Source organism: Corynebacterium uropygiale (assembly GCF_021568315.1).
Taxonomy (GTDB): domain Bacteria; phylum Actinomycetota; class Actinomycetes; order Mycobacteriales; family Mycobacteriaceae; genus Corynebacterium; species Corynebacterium uropygiale.
This window is the reverse complement of the sequence record NZ_JAKGSI010000004.1, coordinates 80,701-98,016: the sequence shown is the minus strand read 5'-3', so window position 1 is coordinate 98,016 and position 17,316 is coordinate 80,701. Positions and strand designations below refer to the sequence as shown.

Sequence of the window (17,316 nt, the reverse complement as noted above, 5' to 3'; positions counted from 1 at the left end):
AGGACAGGAGAAGCATGGGATTCTTCGCGAAGAGCAAAGATACCGACCTCACCATCCACGCCCCCTTTGAGGGCACTGTCATCCCTATGAGCGAGGTCCCGGACCCGGTCTTCGCCGGCGGGATGCTGGGCGCCGGCGTGGCGATCCGCCCGAGCACGGACGCAGACGAGTTCACGGTGCATGCGCCCGTGACCGGCCGGGTGTCCAACATCTTTCATGGTGGGCACGCCTTCGCCCTCGTGACCAAGCTGGGGACGCAGGTCCTCGTGCACGTGGGGCTGGACACCGTCGAGCTCAAGGGGGCGGGCTTCACCGCCCTCGTGGAGGAGGGCGCGAAGGTGAAGGCCGGCGACCCGATCATGACGGTCCACGCGAAGGTGATCCGCGAGGCGGGGAAGGACCTCGTCACGCCGATCGTCGGCACGGACAAGAGCCAGGTGTCCGGGGCGGAGGTGACCGCGGGTCCGGCAACCCAGGGCGCGGCGATTGCCACCTTTAGTCTCGTCTAAACTCAGGGCGTGGCTTTAAAAATCTTCGACACCAGTACCCGGTCCCTGCGAGAATTCGTGCCCCTGCGTGAGGGGCACGCCTCCGTGTACTTGTGTGGAGCTACCCCGCAGGCCCAGCCGCACATTGGCCATCTGCGCAGCGGGGTAGCGTTTGATATTTTGCGCCGCTGGCTCATGGCCAAGGGCCTCGATGTGGCCTTTGTCCGCAACGTGACGGATATCGACGACAAGATCCTCACCAAGGCGGCGGAGAATGGCCGGCCCTGGTGGGAGTGGGTCTCGACGCACGAGCGCTTCTTCACCGAGGCCTACTCCACCCTGGGCGTGCTCCCGCCCAGCGTGGAGCCCCGCGCGACGGGCCACGTCACCCAGATGGTCGACTATATGCAGCGGCTCATCGACCGCGGCTTCGCCTACGCGCACGAGGGCTCGGTCTACTTCGACGTGGCCGCGTGGACGGCCGCCGAGGGCTCCGACTACGGCAGCCTCTCCGGCAACCGCGTCGAGGAGATGGAGCAGGGCGAATCCGAGCACCAGGGCAAGCGCAGCCCCCAGGACTTCGCCCTGTGGAAGGCCGCCAAGCCGGGCGAGCCCTCCTGGCCCACCCCGTGGGGGCCGGGGCGCCCGGGCTGGCACCTGGAGTGCTCCGCGATGTCCACGTGGTACCTCGGCGAGAGCTTCGACATCCACTGCGGCGGCCTGGACCTCCAATTCCCCCACCACGAGAACGAGATCGCGCAGTCCCACGCCGCCGGCGATGGCTTCGCCCAGTACTGGATGCACAACCACTGGGTCACCATGGCGGGGGAGAAGATGTCCAAGTCCCTCGGCAACGTCCTCAGCGTGCCCGAGCTCCTCAAGGTCGTTCGGCCCGTGGAGCTGCGCTACTACCTGGGCAGCGCCCATTATCGCAGCGTGCTGGAGTATTCCCCGGAGTCGCTCACGGAGGCGGCTGCCGGCTACCGGCGCATCGAGGACTTCCTCCACCGCCTGAGCGAGCACGCGGAGGTGGGCGTCGGCGATTTCCCCGAGGCTTTCACCGCCGCCATGGATGAGGACCTCGCGGTGCCGCGCGCGCTCGCGGAGATCCACCGCGCCGTCCGCGCGGGCAACAGTGCGCTCGCGAAGGGGGAGCACGAGGAGGCCCTGCGCCTGGGCGGGGAGGTCCGCGCCATGACGGGCGTCCTCGGAATCGACCCGCTCAGCGAGCAGTGGCACGGCGGCCAGGGCTCCACCCGGGATAATGATGCCGCCCTGTCGGCCCTCGACGCGCTCGTGGGCGCGGAGCTCGAGCGGCGCGCCCAGGCCCGCAAGGAGAAGGACTTCGCGACGGCCGACGCCGTCCGCGATCGCCTGGCCGCGGCGGGCATCGTCGTCACGGATACGCCCCAGGGTCCCACCTGGTCTTTGGAATCATAGGGAGAGAATTCAATGGCGGGTAATGATTTCCGGCCCAACCGCCGGAAGAAGAACAAAAAGGGAGCCACCAAGGGCTCCGGCGGCAAGCACAAGCGGGCACTGGCCGGCAAGGGGCCGACGCCCAAAGCGGAGAATCGCCCCTACCACGCCGCCTACAAGCGCAAGGTTGAGCGCGAGCGCCGCAACAGCGGCCGCCACGTGCGGGAGACCCCGGACTTGGTCGTGGGGCGCAACCCCGTCGTCGAGTGCCTGCACGCCCACGTGCCGGGCAGCCACCTGTACGTCGTGCAGGGCACCGGCAACGACGACCGCCTCACCGAGGCGGTGACCCTCGCCACCGCGCGCAACATCCCGGTGAGCGAAATCCCCCGCGCCGAGATGGACCGCCTCACCGGCAACGGGATGCACCAGGGCATCGGGTTGCTCATCCCGCCCTACTCCTACACCGACGTCCACGACCTCATCGGCTCCATCGCGGACACGGGGGAGAAGGGCATGGTCGTCCTCCTCGACAACATCACCGACCCCCGCAACCTCGGCGCCGTCATCCGCTCGGTTGCGGCGTTCGGCGGCCACGGCGTCGTCATCCCGGAGCGACGCTCCGCCTCCGTCACCGGCGTCGCCTGGCGCACCTCCGCGGGCACGGCCGCGCGCCTGCCTGTCGCGAAGGCGACGAACATGACCCGCACCGTCAAGGAATTCCAGCGCAACGGCTACCAGGTGGTGGGTCTCGACGCCGGCGGGGAGCACACCCTCGACACCTACACCGCCGCCGCGGACACCCCCGTGCTCATCGTCGTCGGCTCCGAGGGCAAGGGCATCTCCCGCCTCGTGCGCGAGAACTGCGACGTCATCATGTCCATCCCCATGGCCGACTGGGTCGAATCCCTCAACGCCTCCGTGGCGGCCGGGGTGGTCCTCAGCGAGTTCGCCCGCCAGCGCCGGGCGGCCGGCACCGCGTAGGCGGCGCGGCGGGGGCGGCGCGGCGGGGGCGGCGCGGGCCCCGACCTCAGAGGCCGAAGAACTCCGCCACCATGCGGTCGGCCCGCACCTCCGAGCACGGCTCCCCGAGGACCGGCAGCCGCGCGCTCTGCCCCGGAATCACATGGCCCGCACCCTCGAGCGTCCACAGCTCGACGGGCGCAGCACCCTCCCATCGCGCCACCGACACATTCTCCCCCACCCGCCGCTCGGCGGGCGCGCCGGTGGCGCCGTTCGCGCGCGCGTAGAACTCCGCGGACTCCCGCGCCGGCAGGCACTCCCCGCGCGAGCGGCCACCCACGCCGGCGAGCCCGCCCCCATAGGGGGCCAGGGGGTCTGCGGTGCCGTGGCAGAAGAGGAGCGGGGTGGGATGCCAGGGGGCCGGGGGCTCGGTGGGCGGAAGAATGTTCCCCTCAGCGGGGCGAGATGCTGCAAAAATAGCACCCCCTGCTAGAAAACCAGGGGCGTCGCGCAGGAGGCGGAGGATCATGTGCCCTCCATTGGAGAATCCCAGCCCGATGACGCGGCGCGCCCCGATGTGGCTGCAGAGGCTGGTGAGGAAATCGACGTCGTCGACGCCCTCCTCGCGCGTGCGCTCCGGGAGGTGGGCGCGCATGTCGTTGAAGTGGTGGGCGACCCCATCGGGGTAGAGGGCGCGCAAGCCGAGGCCCTCGAACATGCGGTCCGTGAAGGCGCGGAACACCGTGGAGGACTGCTGCGACCCGTGGACGAGGAGGAGCACCGGCGCGTCCTCGGCTCCCGCGCGCGCGGAGGCCTCGGGGGAGATGAGCTGGTACGTGCGGGTGCGCTGGGCGGTGGGGAATTCGGATCGGGGCATGGTGTGTATTGTGCCCCATAGGGGGAGAGGTACTGGAAAATAGGCACCCCGTGCTCTTTTCCCAGCACTCTGGCCCACGTACGCTGAGGCCATGGATCTCAGTACCTCGTGGCCCGGGGCCACCGTCGGGTGCGCGCGTGGTGGTGGCGCTCGATCTCATGCGCCGGAAGGATGACGCGAAAAGGGCCGCCTCGTCCTAGGGGAGGAACGTGGTGGCCCGTGTGGGGGCTAGTACTCCTCGGGGTAGTGCCCGTGGAGGTCCATGCCCTTGGTCTCCTTGAGGGTGAGGATGGTGATCGCGGAGATGACCAGCAGGATGATGGAGTAGATGGCGAAGTGGGTGGCGTTGCCCATCCACGTCATGATCATGCCGGCAGTGCCGCCGAAGATCGCGATGGTGAGGGCGTAGGGGATGCCGAAGCCGGAGGCGCGCTGGTCGGTGGTGAACATCTCGGCGTAGGTGGCCGGCGCGTGGCCGAGGAAGCCGGCCAGGAGGAAGAGCTGCACGGAGATCGCGAGGATGAGGGCCACCATCGTCTGCTGGGCCTCCACGTAGTGGACGAGCGGGAGGTAGAGGACGGCGCAGCCGAGCATCGCGATGAGCATGGTGGGCTTGCGGCCCCAGCGGTCAGAGACCCAGCCCCAGAACACCAGCGCGATAATGAACACCACATTGCCGATGATCGAGCCGGTAAAGGCGTCGTACGCACTGAAGCCGAAGCTCTTCTGCGCGAGGGCGGGCATCGTCACCGACCACACGTAATAGCCGACGGTGAGGCCCGCCGTCATGCCCACGACCTTGAGGGCGGTGGTCCAGTTTTTGGCGACGGAGACGAAGATGTTGGTCTTCTTCTGCTCGGTGGAGGCGGTGCGCTCCTTCTCGGCCTCGAAGACCTCGGACTCGTCCATGTGGAGGCGCATCCACAGGGCGGTGAGGCCCAGCACCGCGCCCGCCGCGAACGGGATGCGCCAGCCCCAGCTCAGCAGCTGCTCCTCGGTGAGGGAGACCTCCAGCACCAGGCCGAACACCATGCCCACCAGGATGCCCAGCGTTCCGGTGACGTAGATGGAGGAGGCCCACAGGCCGCGGTGCTCGCGCGGGGCGTGCTCCGCGAGGTACGTCTGCGCGGAGGGCAGCTCGCCGCCGTGCGCGAGGCCCTGGATGAGGCGCGCGATGACGAGGATCGCCGACGCGATCCAGCCCACCGACTCGTAGGTGGGCGTGATGGCGATGAGGATCGAGCCCAGCGAGGCACACATCACCGCGACGGCGAGGGACTCCTTCCGGCCGATCCGGTCCGCCAGCCAGCCGAAGAGGAAACCCCCGAAGGGGCGGGCCACGAAGCCGACGGCGAAGACCGCCATCGTGCTGAGGAAGGCCGAGGTGGGGTCGTCGTTATTGAACACCTGGGTGGAGAAGTACACCGCGAAGGTGGCGTACACGTTCCAGTCGAACCATTCGAGCGCGTTGCCGACGCCGGTGCCTGCCAGCGTCTTGAGCGGCGATTGGCGTCGCGGGGTGGTGCTGGTACTCATCGTTGTCCTTTCGCTAGGAGGTGCCGGACCCGCTGAGCCGGCGGTAGGCCAGCGTCGCGAGGATCGTGGCGGCATCCGCGATCGCGTCGTCGCGGAAACGGGCGTGGGGGGAGTGGTTGAAGGGGAGGGAGGTGTGATCCTCCCCGGGGTTGACGGCGCTGACGCCGATGAACACCCCGGGGATCTTCTCGAGGACCTGGGAAAAGTCCTCCGCGGCGGCCATCGGGGTCTCCTGGAGCTGCCAGCGCTCCGGGAAGACGGAGCTGATGGTGTCGGCGGCGAACTCGTACTCGTCGGGGTCGTTCATGGTGACCGGGTAGAGCTCAACGAGCTTGCACTCCGCGCGCATGCCGTGGGCCGCGGCCGTGTGCTCCGCGAGCTCCCGCAGGCGGCGGATGAGGCGCTCGCGCGACGCCGAGGAGAGGGTGCGCAGGGTGAACTCCAGGAAGGCGGTGTTCGGGATGACGTTCGCGATGGTGCCCGCGTGGATCTGGCCGCACGTCGCGACCACCGGGTCAAAGATGTTGAACTCCCGCGCCACCATGACCTGCGCCTCGGTGACGATGCTCGCCGCCACCGGGATGGGATCGCGCGTCTCGTGCGGGGCGGAGCCGTGGCCGCCGTGCCCGTGGATGGTGATCGCCATCGAGTCGGAGGAAGCCATCATGGGGCCGGGGCGCGTCCCGATGTAGCCCGCCGGGTAGCGCGAGGACCACACGTGCACCCCATAGGCGTGGTCGGGGGTGCGGCCGGCGGCGTCGAGAAGCCCCTCGTTGATCATGTGCTGCGCGCCGTGCCAGCCCTCCTCGCCGGATTGGAACATGAAGACCACATCGCCGGCGAGCTCCTCGCGCCGCGCGCAGAGCACCCGCATCGCGCCGATGAGACCTGCCGTGTGCAGGTCATGGCCACAGGCGTGCATGTTTCCATTTGTCGACGCCCAGTCCAGGCCCGTGTCCTCCTGGACGGGGAGCGCATCCATGTCCGCGCGGAGCAGGACGATGGGCCGCCGGGCCGCCGCGGTGCATGCGCCGCCGCGCAGGACCGCCATGAACCCGGTGGCGGATTCGCACTCGTGTACCTCGAGGCCGAGCGCGTCGATCTCCGCGCGCACGCGGGCCGCCGTTTTCGGCAGGTGCAGGCCCACCTCGGGGATCTGGTGAAGCTCATGACGGATGCTGCTTAGCTCGGGGGCCAAGGCGGCGATGTCCTGAGCGATGCTGTGGAAAGATTCCTTCATCGTCGTGCTCACTGCCTCCAGATCTAGTGAGAGATTGCTGAATTTCTGTCATATGCTAGTCCCCGAAAGTGTGATGGCGCTAACTGCCCGAGGGTGGGCACACGAAAAACCGGCAGGACGGGGGGCGAGGCGCCGGGGTGTTTCCCGGGTCTCGCCCGCACGTCCTGCCGGGTGCGGGGAGGGGCGGGGCGGCTCTAGGTGAGCGGCCCCTGCTCGGCCGCCGCGGCCGCGTGGTGCGGCTCCCCCGCAGAGGCCTGCCCCACCTGCGCGACGCGGTTCGTGATCGCGTTGATCACGCGGCAGATGAGGTAGATGAGGAAGCTGATCCCCGTCACGAAGACCGACACCGGAACGCCCGGGGCCAACGAGAGGATGAGCCCGCCCACGGCGGCGACCTCCGCGAAGACGACGGAGAGAACCACCGCGCGCACGGGGGAGGCCGTCACTTGCACGGCCGAGGCCCCCGGCGTGATGAGCAGCGCCATGACCAGCAGCGAACCGACGATCTGCACGGACTGCGCCGCCGTGATACCCACGAGCACCGCGAAGATCACCGCGAGCACCCGGAGCTTCACCCCGGCGGCGTGGGCCATCGTGGGGTCAGCGGAGGCGAAGAGCAGCGGCCGCCACAGCAGAACAATGAGTCCGACGACGCACACCGTCACGATGACAAGCGTGGCGGTGGAGGCCGTCGAGACCCCCACGATCTGGCCGGTCAGCAGCGAGAACGCACGGGTGGAATTCCCCTTGTACAGGTGGATAAAGAGGACCGCGAGCCCCATCCCGAAGCTCATCACCACGCCGATCACCGCGTCCTGGTGCTGCTTCATGCCCAGGAGGGCGAGCATGAGGGCGGCGACGATAGAGCCGGCAATCGCACCCCAGCCGACGTTGAGGCCGAAGAGGAGGGCGGCGGCTGCGCCCATGAGGGCGAGCTCGCTCGTCGCGTGGACGGAGAAGGACATCTGCCGGAGCACGATGAGCGGGGTCATCACGCCCGAGAGCACGCCCAGCACCGCCGCCGCGATGAGCGCCTGCTGAACAAAATCCACAGCCAGGAGGTCCCCGGTGGCCGAGGCATACTCGCTGAGGAAAGCGCCAAGGTTCATGTTTAGATCACCACCATTCGGCCATCGACTTCGACGACGTGCACCTGCGTGCCATACAGCTCAGAGAGCACCTCCGAGCGCATGACCTCCGACACCGTGCCGAGCACATGCCCGTGCGGGGCGAGGTAGAGCACCCGCGTGGTGACCTGCAGCACAGGGTTGATGCTGTGCGTCACGAAGAGGACCGCGCCGTCGTCCTCGGCGCAGTGGCGGTGGAGCATGTCCACCGTGGAACGCTGGCGTCGGACGTCGAGGCTGAGGAGTGGCTCGTCGGCGAGGATGAGCTGGGGGTTGAGGGCGAAAGCCTGGGCCTGGCGGATGAGCTGCTGTTGCCCGCCGGACATGCGGCCGACCCGCAGCTTCGCGAGGTCCGTCGCGCCGACCCTCGCGAGCACCTCCTCCACCTGCTGGCGCCGCGCGTGCCTCCCTCGCACCACGCCGTGGGCAAGGGAGAGGGAGACGAGGTCACGGGCGCGCAGCGGGAGGTCCGGGGGGAACATCCGCTGCTGCGGGATGAAGCCCACCCGGGCGTTGAGGCTCACGCTCCCGGCGCTCAGCTTGCGCGTGCCGAGGATGGCGGAGAGCAGCGTCGACTTTCCTACCCCGTTGGGACCAAGAACCGCGATGAACTCGCCCGGCTCGACCTGGAAAGAGAGGTCGGACCAGAGCGGGTGCACCGCGGCGTTGTGAAACTCAAGAAGCATAGGTCCCTCGGTTAGGCGGCCTTCTGCTCCCCGTGGGAGGCGGCGTCGGCCTGCTTCTCCAGCTGCTCGACGACGGACTCGAAGTAATCGAGGAAGTTCTGGTCAGCCTCGGGGGTCTCGGCGATCTCGACGATCGGCAGGCCCTTGGCCTCCGCGGCGTCGTGGATCTTCTTGGTCAGGTCGGTCTCGGTCTGCGGGTTGTAGATGAGGAAGTCGAGCTCACCGCTGTCGATGAGGTCGAGGAATTCCTTGAGGTCCGCAGCGGAGGCCTCACCGTGGTCGAGGGAGGACTCGCGGTAGCCCTCGGGGGTGATGTCGTGGATCTCGGAGTCGCCGATGATGTAGTCGGCGATCGGCTCGGTCTGGGCGGTGTGCAGGTGCGGCAGCTTGGAGATACGCTCCTTCAGCTTGCCCAGGCGGGCGTCGATGGAATCAGAGTCCACCTTGGCGGAGGAGTCGATCTGCTTCACGCGGGAGGCCACATCGTTGGCCACCTGGATGAGGGCATCGACGTCGTACCAGACGTGCTCGTTGGTCTCGGCGCCCTCGCGGTCACCGTGGTGGTGGTGCTCGTGGCCCTCTTCGCCCTCGTGGGAGTGGCCGTGCTCGTGCTCGTGCTCGTGGGCCTCCTCGCCTTCGTGGGAGTGCTCGTGCTCGTGGGCCTCCTCGCCCTCACCGTGGTGGTGATGGTGGTGCTCGGTGAGCGGCAGGGCGTGGATGACCTTGTCCTGGTCCACGGCCTGGTAGAGCCAGGCGTCGTAGCCGCCACCACCGGCGACGACGAGGTCGGCGTCCTTCGCCTTAGCGATGTCCGCCGCGCTGGGCTCAAAGTGGTGGGGGTCGACGTCGTTACCCGTGACGATCGCCTGGATGTTCGTGCCGTCGCCGGCCACCTCCTTGGCGATGTCCGCCCAGATGCTCGTGGACGTCACGATGGAGATGCCGTCCGCCGACGCGGAGGCCGAGGTGTTCTCGCTGCTCGCGGAGCTGGAGTCACTGCTGGACCCGTCGCTGCACGCAGAAACGAGGAAGAGAGAGCCGGCTGCGAAGGCTGCCGCGCCGGCGCGAATAATGCGCTGAGAGGAATCTGAAAAAGCCATGATGCCAAGTTTCCTAGTGTTGAAAATAATTGTCAACGTGCGGCTGATAGATTGATATGTATGGTAAAGCGCTCCTCTCGTCGTGGCACTCTCGCATCTGTGGCGGCTGAGCTGGGAGTATCCCGCACAACCGTGTCCAATGCGTATAATCACCCGGATCAGTTATCGGCGGCATTGCGCGCAAAAATTCTTGCCGCCGCGGAGCGGATGGGCTACCCGGGGCCGGACCCCATGGCGCGTTCCCTTCGCGCGGGGAAGGTCGGGGCGCTGGGGGTGCTGCTCACGGAGCACATGAGCTTCGCCTTCGAGGACCGGGCGAGTGTGGACTTCTTCGTCGGCGTCGCGGAGGCCTCCTATGGCTCGGACACCTCGCTCACGCTCGTGCCCGTCGGCCCCTCCTCCTATCACGATGATGCGGCGGCGCTGCGGCTGGTGAACTCCGCGGTGGTGGACGGGTTCGTCGTCTATTCCGTGGCGGAGAATGACCCCTATCTGCGTGCGGCGATGGCCCGCCACGTGCCGCTCGTCCTCTGCGATCAGCCGACGGACCACCCGGAGCTTCCCTTCGTGGGTATCGACGATCACGCCGCCATCCAGCCGGCCGCGCGGGCGCTCGTGGAGGCGGGGCACCGGCGCATCGGGATCCTCAGCCCCCGTCTCTTCGCGACGGACCGGGACGGCTTCATCAGCCGCCAGGACGTCGAGCACGCGGACCTGCACCTCCAGCGCTCGCGTGTGCTCGGCGCGCTCGAGGTCCTGGCGGGCGCGGGCATTGACCCGGGGTCGGTGCCCATCGTCACCCGCTACATCAACAACCGGGAGAACACGCGCGACGCGGCGCGGGAGCTGCTCACCCGGCACCCGGACCTCACCGCGGTGTTGTGCACGACGGACACCATGGCGCTCGGCGTCCTGTCCTACGCGCGCGAGCGTGGGTGGAGCGTGCCGCGAGACCTCTCGGTGACCGGTTTTGATGGCATTGAGCAGGCCGTGGACCGCAATCTCAGCACGGTCCTCCAGCCGAATAAGCAGAAGGGGGCGGCGGCGGGCCGCATTCTCCTCGAGCTCATCGAGGAGCGCAGCGCCGGGCACCCCCTGGACACGCCCCCGCGGAAGATCCTCCCGACGCAGTTCCTAGCGGGAGAGACCGTCGGCCCACCGCGTGCGGCCGGCGGCGAGCTCGCTCAGTAGGGCGGCCACCCCGTCGCGGTCCGCGACGCGCTCGGTGGCTGCCGTGTCGCCCTCGCCCACTTTGACGCCCAGGTCCTCCTCGCGGAGGATGCGGAAGCCGGTCTCGTCGGTGGTGTCATCGCCGAGGAAGAGCACCCCCGTCGCCCCGAGGGACTCCCGGTGAGAAGCAATCCACGTGCCCTTGTTCTCCTCGCTCGCGGAGAATTCCACGATGTTCTTGCCCTCCAGCATGGACACCCCCTCGTGCTCGACGGCGAGCGCCGCGTCGAGGACCTCCCGCGCGCGCGAGGGATCCTCGTCGACGAAGGGCGCCACGTGGATGACCCGGTGGAAGGGCTTGCGCTCGAGGTAGGTGCGGGGCTCCCAGGCGATGATCTCGGCGAGGCGGGCGTCGAGCGCATCGAGGGCGCACTGTTGCTGCTCGTCGGGGCCGCGTTCCCCGGAGGGCTCGCCGGAGGTTTCGGCGCCGTGGGAGCCGGCGAAGAGGACGGGAGCCTCGAGCGGGCACACCTTCTTCAGGCCGCCGAGGTGCCGCCCGGAGAGCACCGCCACGGTGGTGTGCGGCAGGTGGGCGAGGGTGCGCAGGGCGCTGAGGGATTCCTCGCTGATCGGCACGTCGTAGATGTCGGAGGGGTTGAAGCCGGCGAGGGTGCCGTCGAAATCGCTGACGACGAGGAGCTCGGCGGTGGTTGCCAGGTCATGGATGCTCGTCATGGGGAGGCTTTCTACTCGTGGGGATCGTCGACGGGGCGCGCGAGGCGCAGCGCGGGCGGGTTGGGGCGCCCGGTGTCCTCGCGAAGGATCATTTCCGAGTCAGAGGGGTGGAGGATGGTGAGCGGGCCGCTGCGGAGGATGTCGCTCACCGCCTGGTGGACGTTGAGATCCGCGCCGGTGCAGGGGCTGCCGTCCTCGGGGTGGAAGTGGACGTCGGTGACCTCCAGGCGATCCGCCGTGAAGGAGGTGATGGCCTGGATGTTGGCGCAGCCCGTGTTGCCCGCGAGGGTGTGCTCGCCGAAGACGAGCTTCACGGCGCCGGCGAGCGTCGGGGGCAGGCTGCTGGGCTCTCCCTCCTCGCGGTAGATGTTGGTCACCTGCCACTCGGTGCCGGTGAGGGGATCCGTGCCGGGGTCCTCCGCGCACGCGGCGAGGAGGGGCAGCGGGAGCGCGGCGGCGGCCACGAGGGCCAGGCGGCGGCTGCTCATCATGCGGGCTCCTTGAGGAAGCTGAGGAAGCTGCGGGCCCACAGCTGGACGTCGTGCTCGTGGACCTGCGTGTGGAGGGCGCGCATGCGGCGCTGGGCCTCCTCGGGCTGGTGCTCGAGGGTGTAGACGGCGTTGTAGATGGCGCGCTTCACGCTCTCCAGGTCGTGGGGGTTGCAGAGGAAGGACTCGGGGAGCTCCTCCGCGGCGCCGGCGAACTCGCTGAGCACGAGGGCCCCGGAGCCGTCGGGGTGCATGGCCGCGTACTCCTTCGCGACAAGGTTCATGCCGTCCTTGAAGGCGGTGACGAGCATGACGTCGGCGGCGGCGTAGCAGGCGGAGAGCTCGGACTTCGGCACGGTGCGGTGGACGTAGTGGACCACCGGATGGCCGAGCTGCCCGAAGCGCCCGTTGATGCGGCCCACGGCCTCCTCGACGCGCCGCCGCTCCTTCCGGTACTGGGCGATGCGCTCGCGCGAGGGCGTCGCAATCTGCACGAGGACCGTCTCCGCCGGGTCGAGGCTGCCGGATTCGAGAAGCTGCTCGACGGCCTCAAGGCGCTGGAGGATCCCCTTCGTGTAGTCCAGCCGGTCCACGCCGAGGAAGAGATGCCGCGGGTTGCCGAGCCGTCGCCGGATGTCCGCCACGGCCTGCGCGTCGGGCTGGCTCATGGAGCCGATGTCGATGGAGATGGGGAAGGCAGCCACGTGGACTCGACGCCCGTCGGGGGCCTCGACGATCGCGTTGCGCTCCCGCATCCGGGCGGTGCCGTGGACGGTGAGCGTGTCGGGCTGGCCTGTGTGGGAGCCGGAGGCGCCGCTCACCTGGCGGGCGAGGGAGAGGAAGTTGTTCGCGTAGCTGGGCAGGTGGAAGCCGATGACATCGGCGCCGAGGAGACCCCGGACCACCTCTTCGCGCCAGGGGAGCTGCCGGAACAGGTCCGCGGAGGGGAAGGGGATGTGAAGGAAGAAGCCGATCTTCACGTCGGGGCGCAGCTGCCGCAGGATCCCCGGCACGAGCTGGAGCTGGTAGTCCTGCACCCAGACGGTGGCGCCGTGGTCTGCGACCTTGGCCGCGTGCTCGGCGAAGCGGAGGTTCACTTCGCGGTAGGTGTGCCACCAGGTGCGCTCGTAGATCGGGGGGACGATGAGGTCGTGGTAGAGGGGCCACAGGGTGGCGTTGGAGAATCCCTCGTAGAACTCCTCGTAGTCCGTCGCGCTGAGGGAGACGGGGTGCAGGAGGATCACGTCCTCGGTGCGGAAGGGCTCGAGGGGGTGGGTGTCATCGGTGGTGCCGGGCCAGCCGACCCAGCAGCCCTCGTGCTCCTTGAGGACGGGGCTGAGAGCGGTGACGAGGCCCCCGGGGGAGGGAACCCACTCGTGGCTCCCATCGGGGCGGGTAACGGAATCGACGGGCAGCCGGTTGGCTACGACGACAAAGCTCGACATGAAGCGGAGCCCTCCCTCAGTTAGCTCAGTTAGCTCTTCTTCGTCGTTTTCTTCGCGCTGGTCTTCTTCGTGGTTTTCTTGGTGCTCTTCTTGGTCGACTTCTTGGTGGATTTCTTCGTCGACTTCTTCGTGGACTTCTTGGTGCTCTTCTTCGTCGATTTCTTGGTCGACTTCTTCGAGCTCTTCTTGGTGGACTTCTTGGTGCTCTTCTTCGGGTGGGCGGCCTCCCACTCGGCGGCAACCTTCTTGTGCGACAACCCTTCCGGCTCTACGCCGAGCATGCACATGAGCGTGACCCCGTCCATGAAGTCCTCGGCATAGGTGGCCACGATGCGCCGAGCCCCGCGAGCTGTCTCTTCCTCCACCGCGTGCATGGCATCAAGATTGGGACGAGTGTCAGTGACCTTGGGCGGCAAGGATCCTCCTGCGTATGTGGGCCGGTAGTTGCGGGCACCTATTCTACGCCACTAGCACCGGAAGCGCCGCGTTTGGGCCGACGACGGCTGCCAGTGAGCCGCGCCTGGGCGCGCTTCGCGCGGGAGGCCTGTTGGAAGGAGTAGCGACGCGCCGCCCGGAAGGCGCGATAGGCGTTGATCTTCGGGGGCCGGCGCAGGCGTCGAGCGATGAACTCACCGAGTACCACGCCCGCGGCGAGCGCGCACGCCGTCGCGAGGGCCACCGCGAGGTTGGTGAAGCCGACGAGCATCTGCTCATGCAGCGCGGCGTACATCCCCCGGTAGACGGAGAGACCAGGCAGGAGCGGGGTAATACCCGCGATGGCGGTGATGACCGGCGGGATCTGGAAGCGCCGGGCGAGCAAACCACCAGCCAGACCGATGACGACGGCCGCCACCGCCGCCGCGGTCACCCCCGAGGTGCCCAGCGGGGAGAGCACATAGTAGTAGAACACGGAACCGGAGGCGGCGGTGATCGCCGACAACCACACGGAGGACTTCTCCGCATAGCAGGCGAGCGCGAAGCCACCCGTCGCGATCGCGCCGAACACTACGCGCACCAGCGCGGATTGGAAGTTGGGCGGCGCGACGGACTCGAGGGCCGGCAGCGCCATCCCCAGCGTCGCCGAGAGCTGGATGCCCAGGCCCACGCCGCCGACGATGCCACCGGTATAGAGCAGCGTCTCGAAGAATCGCGCCGACGCCGTCACCGGCGCGCCCGTGATCCCATCCTGCAGCGATTGCACGAGGGTGAGCCCCGCCAGCAGCACGATGATCCCGGAGGCGATGATCTGCGAGGGCGAAATCCGCACCCCGAAGTACGCCACCGAGGCGTACATGACGGCCGCTGGCAGCGTCGCGAGCATGCCGCCCACGACGTTCTGGAAGAAGTAGGGCAGGTTCTTCTTATCGAGCCAGTAGTTCACCGCCATGATGAGCATGGACACGAAGAAGGACGTGAGCCCCACGATCGCGTCGCCGCCCAGCATCACCGAGACGGTGCCGCCCATGACGCCCCAGCCGAGGATCGACGTCGACTGCTTGTACGTCGCCGGCTTGGCATAGAGCTCATCGAGGATCTTCTCCGCCACCTCCGGCGGCGTGGCCCCGCCCTGGATCGAGCGGATGAGCCGGTCCACCTCACTGAGCTTGGAGAAGTCCGTGGTGAGGCCGCGCACCACGCGGAAGACGGTCACCGGCTGGCGTCGGTGCGTGCCGATATGCGTGAAGATCGTGATCGTGTTGAACGTGATGTCCACGTGGACGTAGTGCAGACCATAGGCGGAGCACACCGCGTGGATCTGCGTCTTCGCGTCGTTGTTTGATGTTCCCGACGCCAGCAGCAGCTCCCCAATCCGGGCGGAAATGTCCATCACGCCCGCGACCTGGGCAGAATCCGTCAGGTCAATCGGCGCGAGGGGGGAGGGCGGTGGCGCCGCCTTGGCCGCGTCGATCGTGGCGATGTGCCCCTGGCTCCGAGCCTTGGAACGCAGAGCGTGGAAGAGTCCTGTCAACGCTGTCGTACTTCCTCGTGGTTGGTGCTGAAACGAGTGCGCGTGGGAACGCCCACAGCCGACTTTAATGCGTCCGCGGGCGCGGTTGGACGCGAGCCCGCCGCTGCCGGCGCACGGGCGTGCTGAGCGTGCGACGAGGCGGCATTGTCCTGGCATCGGCGCAGCCCAGGGCCGATGTGGACTTTCGCCGACACGGTCCGGTATCTTCTTCACAGGGCGCCCAGACTCCAGAGAGGGCGCCCGTGCTGGAGTGGCGCAATTGGTAGCGCAACGGTCTTGTAAACCGTAGGTTGTGGGTTCGAGTCCCATCTCCAGCTCGGCAGAGCAGGTGAGGGGGCCTGCTCTTTTTTTCTGTGGCTGGGCCGGGAGGCTTCCCCTATCCAGGGGAGTGAGGGGAAACGCTGTCCGCAAAGGATGATAAAACACAGAGAATACAATCAGCACACCCTGAGAAAGAGGCTCCCCATGGTAGACGGCTCGCACGAAGGTCAGATGAACGGTGAACAATGGGGCGCGGCGCCCCAGGGAGCACCGCAGGGAGCACCGCAGGGAGCGCCCCAGGGCTCGTACCACCAATGGCCGTCACAGCCCGGCTATCAGCAGCAATGGTCGGGGCAGCCCATGGCGCAGCCCCAGTGGACGGCTCCGCCGGCTCCCGGTTATGTCCTCGCCTGGGTGGAGCAGAAGAGCTGGGTGGCCACGCTGCTGCTGGTGATCTTCCTGGGCCTTATCGCGATGCACGATTTCTATCTGGGCAACTTCAAGCGGGGCATTCTCCGCCCGCTGCTGGCGGTTCTGGCCAGTCTCTTAATGTGGACGCTCATCGTTCCCGCGATTGTCTATACAGGCTTGGTCATTTGGTGGATTGTGGACATCTTCCTCGTGGCCACCAAGAGCAGTGGCTATGACCGTGATGCCTATGGGATTCCACTCATTTAAGTGCGTTGCGCCCTCGTGTCTTCCGGGGGATTGCCTGATAAGGTATGTACCAGCAGAAATCCAGAGAGGATGGAATCATGAGCGGTCCGCGCGATGACAAGTATGACGACAATGAATGGGCCGAGAACTGGTCCAATGAGGATTGGTCCGGTGACTGGTCCGGTCCGCATCATGACGAGCGGACAGATGAGTGGGCCGTCGACGCTGACGCACACGCATCTCCCGAGGTGGAGAAGTCCTCTGAGGCCTCTGATCTGTCTTCGTCTGAGAAGGGGAATGAGGATTCTACGGAGACTGGTTTAATTCCTCAGGTCCCTGCGCATGATGACTGGCACTCATCTTATGAGCAGCAGTCGGCTCCGTACTCTACGGAGCAGGTTCCTCCATATCAGCAGGGCTACCCGCAGCAGCCCTACGGGGCTCCCACGTCACAGGGGGCACCGTATTCTGCTGAGGGGAAATCCGATGAGAAAAAGACGAATGGTTGGCTCATTGGTTTCATTATTGCGCTGATTTTCGTCATTATCGTCGTCGCGGCATTTTTCGTCGTTCGCATTGTTAAGACAGTGGGAGACGACGATGAAGACGCGACGGTGGCTGCGCCTCCAACGTCCAGCGAGATGACCACCTCGTCCGAATACACGACGACGTCATCTGAGGAGACGTCCACCTCCGAGACAACGTCGGAAGCGTCGGTTTCGCGGAACTACCCCTCGAGGAGCTCGATTCACATTCCTTCCGAGGCCGTGGAAGTGGATGACAACGGGTACTCGGGATTCCAGATCTACCGTATCCCTCCCCGCGGGAGTAAGCATGGTGCTTCGGAGGAGCTTTCCAGAAACATCGCTGCCACGATGGCGGATGAAATTGATTCGGATTCCAATTGGGCCCTGCATGATGTCACGGGGACAAATGGCGCGAAATACGAGGTTGATTGCAACCTCGACGGCAGTGGTGTGGGCTGGTTGTGCACTGCGGGCGTCGGCGCTCGTGTGTATCTGATTAAGCCGATCGACTAATCGCAGCCCGCGTGGGAATCTCGGGGGATTTCTGAGCACGCGGGGTGTGCTGCGAGAATCAGAACGGAAGCTCGGGAAGCATGATGGCTTTCCTGGCTTCCGTTTGTCGTCGCCC

Annotated in this window: 17 protein-coding genes and 1 tRNA gene; 7 read left to right on the top strand and 11 right to left on the bottom strand. The window is 67.2% G+C overall.

The window, feature by feature from the left end:
* Positions 1 to 14: 14 nt before the first annotated feature.
* From L1O03_RS08220 to rlmB, 3 genes are read left to right on the top strand one after another with little or no spacing between them, the layout of a single operon-like run.
* Positions 15 to 509 (top strand): PTS sugar transporter subunit IIA, encoded by a 495-nt coding sequence (locus L1O03_RS08220; protein ID WP_236119301.1) that lies wholly within the window; start codon positions 15 to 17, stop codon positions 507 to 509.
* Between the two features lie 9 nt (positions 510 to 518).
* The gene (gene cysS / locus L1O03_RS08215; protein WP_236119300.1) at positions 519 to 1,928 is read left to right on the top strand and encodes a cysteine--tRNA ligase; all 1,410 of its coding nucleotides are present in this window, start codon (positions 519 to 521) and stop codon (positions 1,926 to 1,928) included.
* Positions 1,929 to 1,940: 12 nt separating this feature from the next.
* A complete protein-coding gene (gene rlmB, locus L1O03_RS08210; RefSeq protein WP_236119299.1) occupies positions 1,941 to 2,891 on the top strand; it encodes a 23S rRNA (guanosine(2251)-2'-O)-methyltransferase RlmB in 951 nt (316 codons plus the stop codon).
* Positions 2,892 to 2,937: 46 nt separating this feature from the next.
* Here the strand turns inward: rlmB and L1O03_RS08205 are convergent, their stop codons facing one another.
* The 6 genes from L1O03_RS08205 to L1O03_RS08180 all read right to left on the bottom strand — a co-directional run bounded on the left by L1O03_RS08205 (position 2,938) and on the right by L1O03_RS08180 (position 9,436).
* Positions 2,938 to 3,747 (bottom strand): CE1 family esterase, encoded by an 810-nt coding sequence (locus L1O03_RS08205; RefSeq protein WP_236119298.1) that lies wholly within the window; start codon positions 3,745 to 3,747, stop codon positions 2,938 to 2,940.
* A 228-nt stretch (positions 3,748 to 3,975) separates the two neighbouring features.
* Positions 3,976 to 5,283, bottom strand: coding sequence for an MFS transporter (locus L1O03_RS08200; protein ID WP_236119297.1), 1,308 nt, complete (start codon positions 5,281 to 5,283; stop codon positions 3,976 to 3,978).
* Positions 5,284 to 5,296: 13 nt separating this feature from the next.
* Positions 5,297 to 6,523, bottom strand: coding sequence for a M20 metallopeptidase family protein (locus tag L1O03_RS08195; RefSeq protein ID WP_236119296.1), 1,227 nt, complete (start codon positions 6,521 to 6,523; stop codon positions 5,297 to 5,299).
* A gap of 194 nt (positions 6,524 to 6,717) precedes the next feature.
* On the bottom strand, positions 6,718 to 7,632 hold the full coding sequence (locus L1O03_RS08190) for a metal ABC transporter permease (RefSeq protein WP_236119295.1): 915 nt from the start codon (positions 7,630 to 7,632) through the stop codon (positions 6,718 to 6,720).
* Between the two features lie 2 nt (positions 7,633 to 7,634).
* Positions 7,635 to 8,336: a metal ABC transporter ATP-binding protein gene (locus L1O03_RS08185; protein WP_236119294.1), complete on the bottom strand. Its 702-nt coding sequence runs from the start codon at positions 8,334 to 8,336 to the stop codon at positions 7,635 to 7,637.
* 11 nt (positions 8,337 to 8,347) lie between these two features.
* On the bottom strand, positions 8,348 to 9,436 hold the full coding sequence (locus L1O03_RS08180; protein WP_236119293.1) for a metal ABC transporter solute-binding protein, Zn/Mn family: 1,089 nt from the start codon (positions 9,434 to 9,436) through the stop codon (positions 8,348 to 8,350).
* Positions 9,437 to 9,496: 60 nt separating this feature from the next.
* On the opposite strand from L1O03_RS08180, the gene L1O03_RS08175 reads away from it, so the two are divergent.
* Positions 9,497 to 10,627 carry a LacI family DNA-binding transcriptional regulator gene (locus tag L1O03_RS08175; RefSeq protein ID WP_236119292.1) on the top strand — a complete coding sequence of 377 codons (1,131 nt, stop codon included), beginning with the start codon at positions 9,497 to 9,499 and terminating at the stop codon, positions 10,625 to 10,627.
* On the opposite strand, the gene otsB is transcribed toward L1O03_RS08175, so the two are convergent.
* The 5 genes from otsB to thrE are packed head-to-tail and all read right to left on the bottom strand — an operon-like array spanning position 10,571 to position 15,243.
* Complete coding sequence (gene otsB, locus L1O03_RS08170; protein WP_236119291.1) at positions 10,571 to 11,341, bottom strand: trehalose-phosphatase; 771 nt, start codon at positions 11,339 to 11,341, stop codon at positions 10,571 to 10,573. The two genes, L1O03_RS08175 and otsB, sit on opposite strands and share 57 nt — an antisense overlap.
* Before the next feature lie 11 nt (positions 11,342 to 11,352).
* Positions 11,353 to 11,832 (bottom strand): META domain-containing protein, encoded by a 480-nt coding sequence (locus tag L1O03_RS08165; protein WP_236119290.1) that lies wholly within the window; start codon positions 11,830 to 11,832, stop codon positions 11,353 to 11,355.
* A complete protein-coding gene (locus L1O03_RS08160) occupies positions 11,829 to 13,274 on the bottom strand; it encodes an alpha,alpha-trehalose-phosphate synthase (UDP-forming) (protein WP_236119289.1) in 1,446 nt (481 codons plus the stop codon). The genes L1O03_RS08165 and L1O03_RS08160 overlap by 4 nt, the downstream gene beginning before the upstream one ends.
* 29 nt (positions 13,275 to 13,303) lie before the next feature.
* Positions 13,304 to 13,690, bottom strand: a complete 387-nt coding sequence (locus tag L1O03_RS08155; RefSeq protein WP_236119288.1) for a hypothetical protein — start codon at positions 13,688 to 13,690, stop codon at positions 13,304 to 13,306.
* 38 nt (positions 13,691 to 13,728) lie between these two features.
* Entirely contained in the window at positions 13,729 to 15,243 is a 1,515-nt protein-coding gene (thrE, locus tag L1O03_RS08150; protein ID WP_236119287.1) for a threonine/serine exporter ThrE, read from the bottom strand.
* A 244-nt stretch (positions 15,244 to 15,487) separates the two neighbouring features.
* On the opposite strand from thrE, the gene L1O03_RS08145 reads away from it, so the two are divergent.
* The 3 genes from L1O03_RS08145 (at position 15,488) to L1O03_RS08135 (ending at position 17,201) form a co-directional block, all read left to right on the top strand.
* Positions 15,488 to 15,560, top strand: a tRNA-Thr gene (locus tag L1O03_RS08145).
* Positions 15,561 to 15,864: 304 nt separating this feature from the next.
* Positions 15,865 to 16,182 (top strand): TM2 domain-containing protein, encoded by a 318-nt coding sequence (locus L1O03_RS08140; RefSeq protein WP_236119286.1) that lies wholly within the window; start codon positions 15,865 to 15,867, stop codon positions 16,180 to 16,182.
* A gap of 77 nt (positions 16,183 to 16,259) precedes the next feature.
* Complete coding sequence (locus L1O03_RS08135; protein ID WP_236119285.1) at positions 16,260 to 17,201, top strand: hypothetical protein; 942 nt, start codon at positions 16,260 to 16,262, stop codon at positions 17,199 to 17,201.
* Positions 17,202 to 17,316: the final 115 nt, after the last annotated feature.

Excerpts from the sequence above, each read along its gene's own strand:
- L1O03_RS08180 (WP_236119293.1), bottom strand. The coding sequence starts at position 9,436 with ATGGCTTTTTCAGATTCCTCTCAGCGCATTATTCGCGCCGGCGCGGCA.
- otsB (WP_236119291.1), bottom strand. The coding sequence starts at position 11,341 with ATGACGAGCATCCATGACCTGGCAACCACCGCCGAGCTCCTCGTCGTC.
- L1O03_RS08195 (WP_236119296.1), bottom strand. The coding sequence starts at position 6,523 with ATGAAGGAATCTTTCCACAGCATCGCTCAGGACATCGCCGCCTTGGCC.
- L1O03_RS08165 (WP_236119290.1), bottom strand. The coding sequence starts at position 11,832 with ATGATGAGCAGCCGCCGCCTGGCCCTCGTGGCCGCCGCCGCGCTCCCG.
- L1O03_RS08185 (WP_236119294.1), bottom strand. The coding sequence starts at position 8,336 with ATGCTTCTTGAGTTTCACAACGCCGCGGTGCACCCGCTCTGGTCCGAC.
- L1O03_RS08190 (WP_236119295.1), bottom strand. The coding sequence starts at position 7,632 with ATGAACCTTGGCGCTTTCCTCAGCGAGTATGCCTCGGCCACCGGGGAC.
- L1O03_RS08160 (WP_236119289.1), bottom strand. The coding sequence starts at position 13,274 with ATGTCGAGCTTTGTCGTCGTAGCCAACCGGCTGCCCGTCGATTCCGTT.
- L1O03_RS08220 (WP_236119301.1), top strand. The coding sequence starts at position 15 with ATGGGATTCTTCGCGAAGAGCAAAGATACCGACCTCACCATCCACGCC.
- rlmB (WP_236119299.1), top strand. The coding sequence starts at position 1,941 with ATGGCGGGTAATGATTTCCGGCCCAACCGCCGGAAGAAGAACAAAAAG.
- L1O03_RS08140 (WP_236119286.1), top strand. The coding sequence starts at position 15,865 with ATGGCGCAGCCCCAGTGGACGGCTCCGCCGGCTCCCGGTTATGTCCTC.
- L1O03_RS08175 (WP_236119292.1), top strand. The coding sequence starts at position 9,497 with ATGGTAAAGCGCTCCTCTCGTCGTGGCACTCTCGCATCTGTGGCGGCT.
- L1O03_RS08200 (WP_236119297.1), bottom strand. The coding sequence starts at position 5,283 with ATGAGTACCAGCACCACCCCGCGACGCCAATCGCCGCTCAAGACGCTG.
- L1O03_RS08205 (WP_236119298.1), bottom strand. The coding sequence starts at position 3,747 with ATGCCCCGATCCGAATTCCCCACCGCCCAGCGCACCCGCACGTACCAG.
- L1O03_RS08135 (WP_236119285.1), top strand. The coding sequence starts at position 16,260 with ATGAGCGGTCCGCGCGATGACAAGTATGACGACAATGAATGGGCCGAG.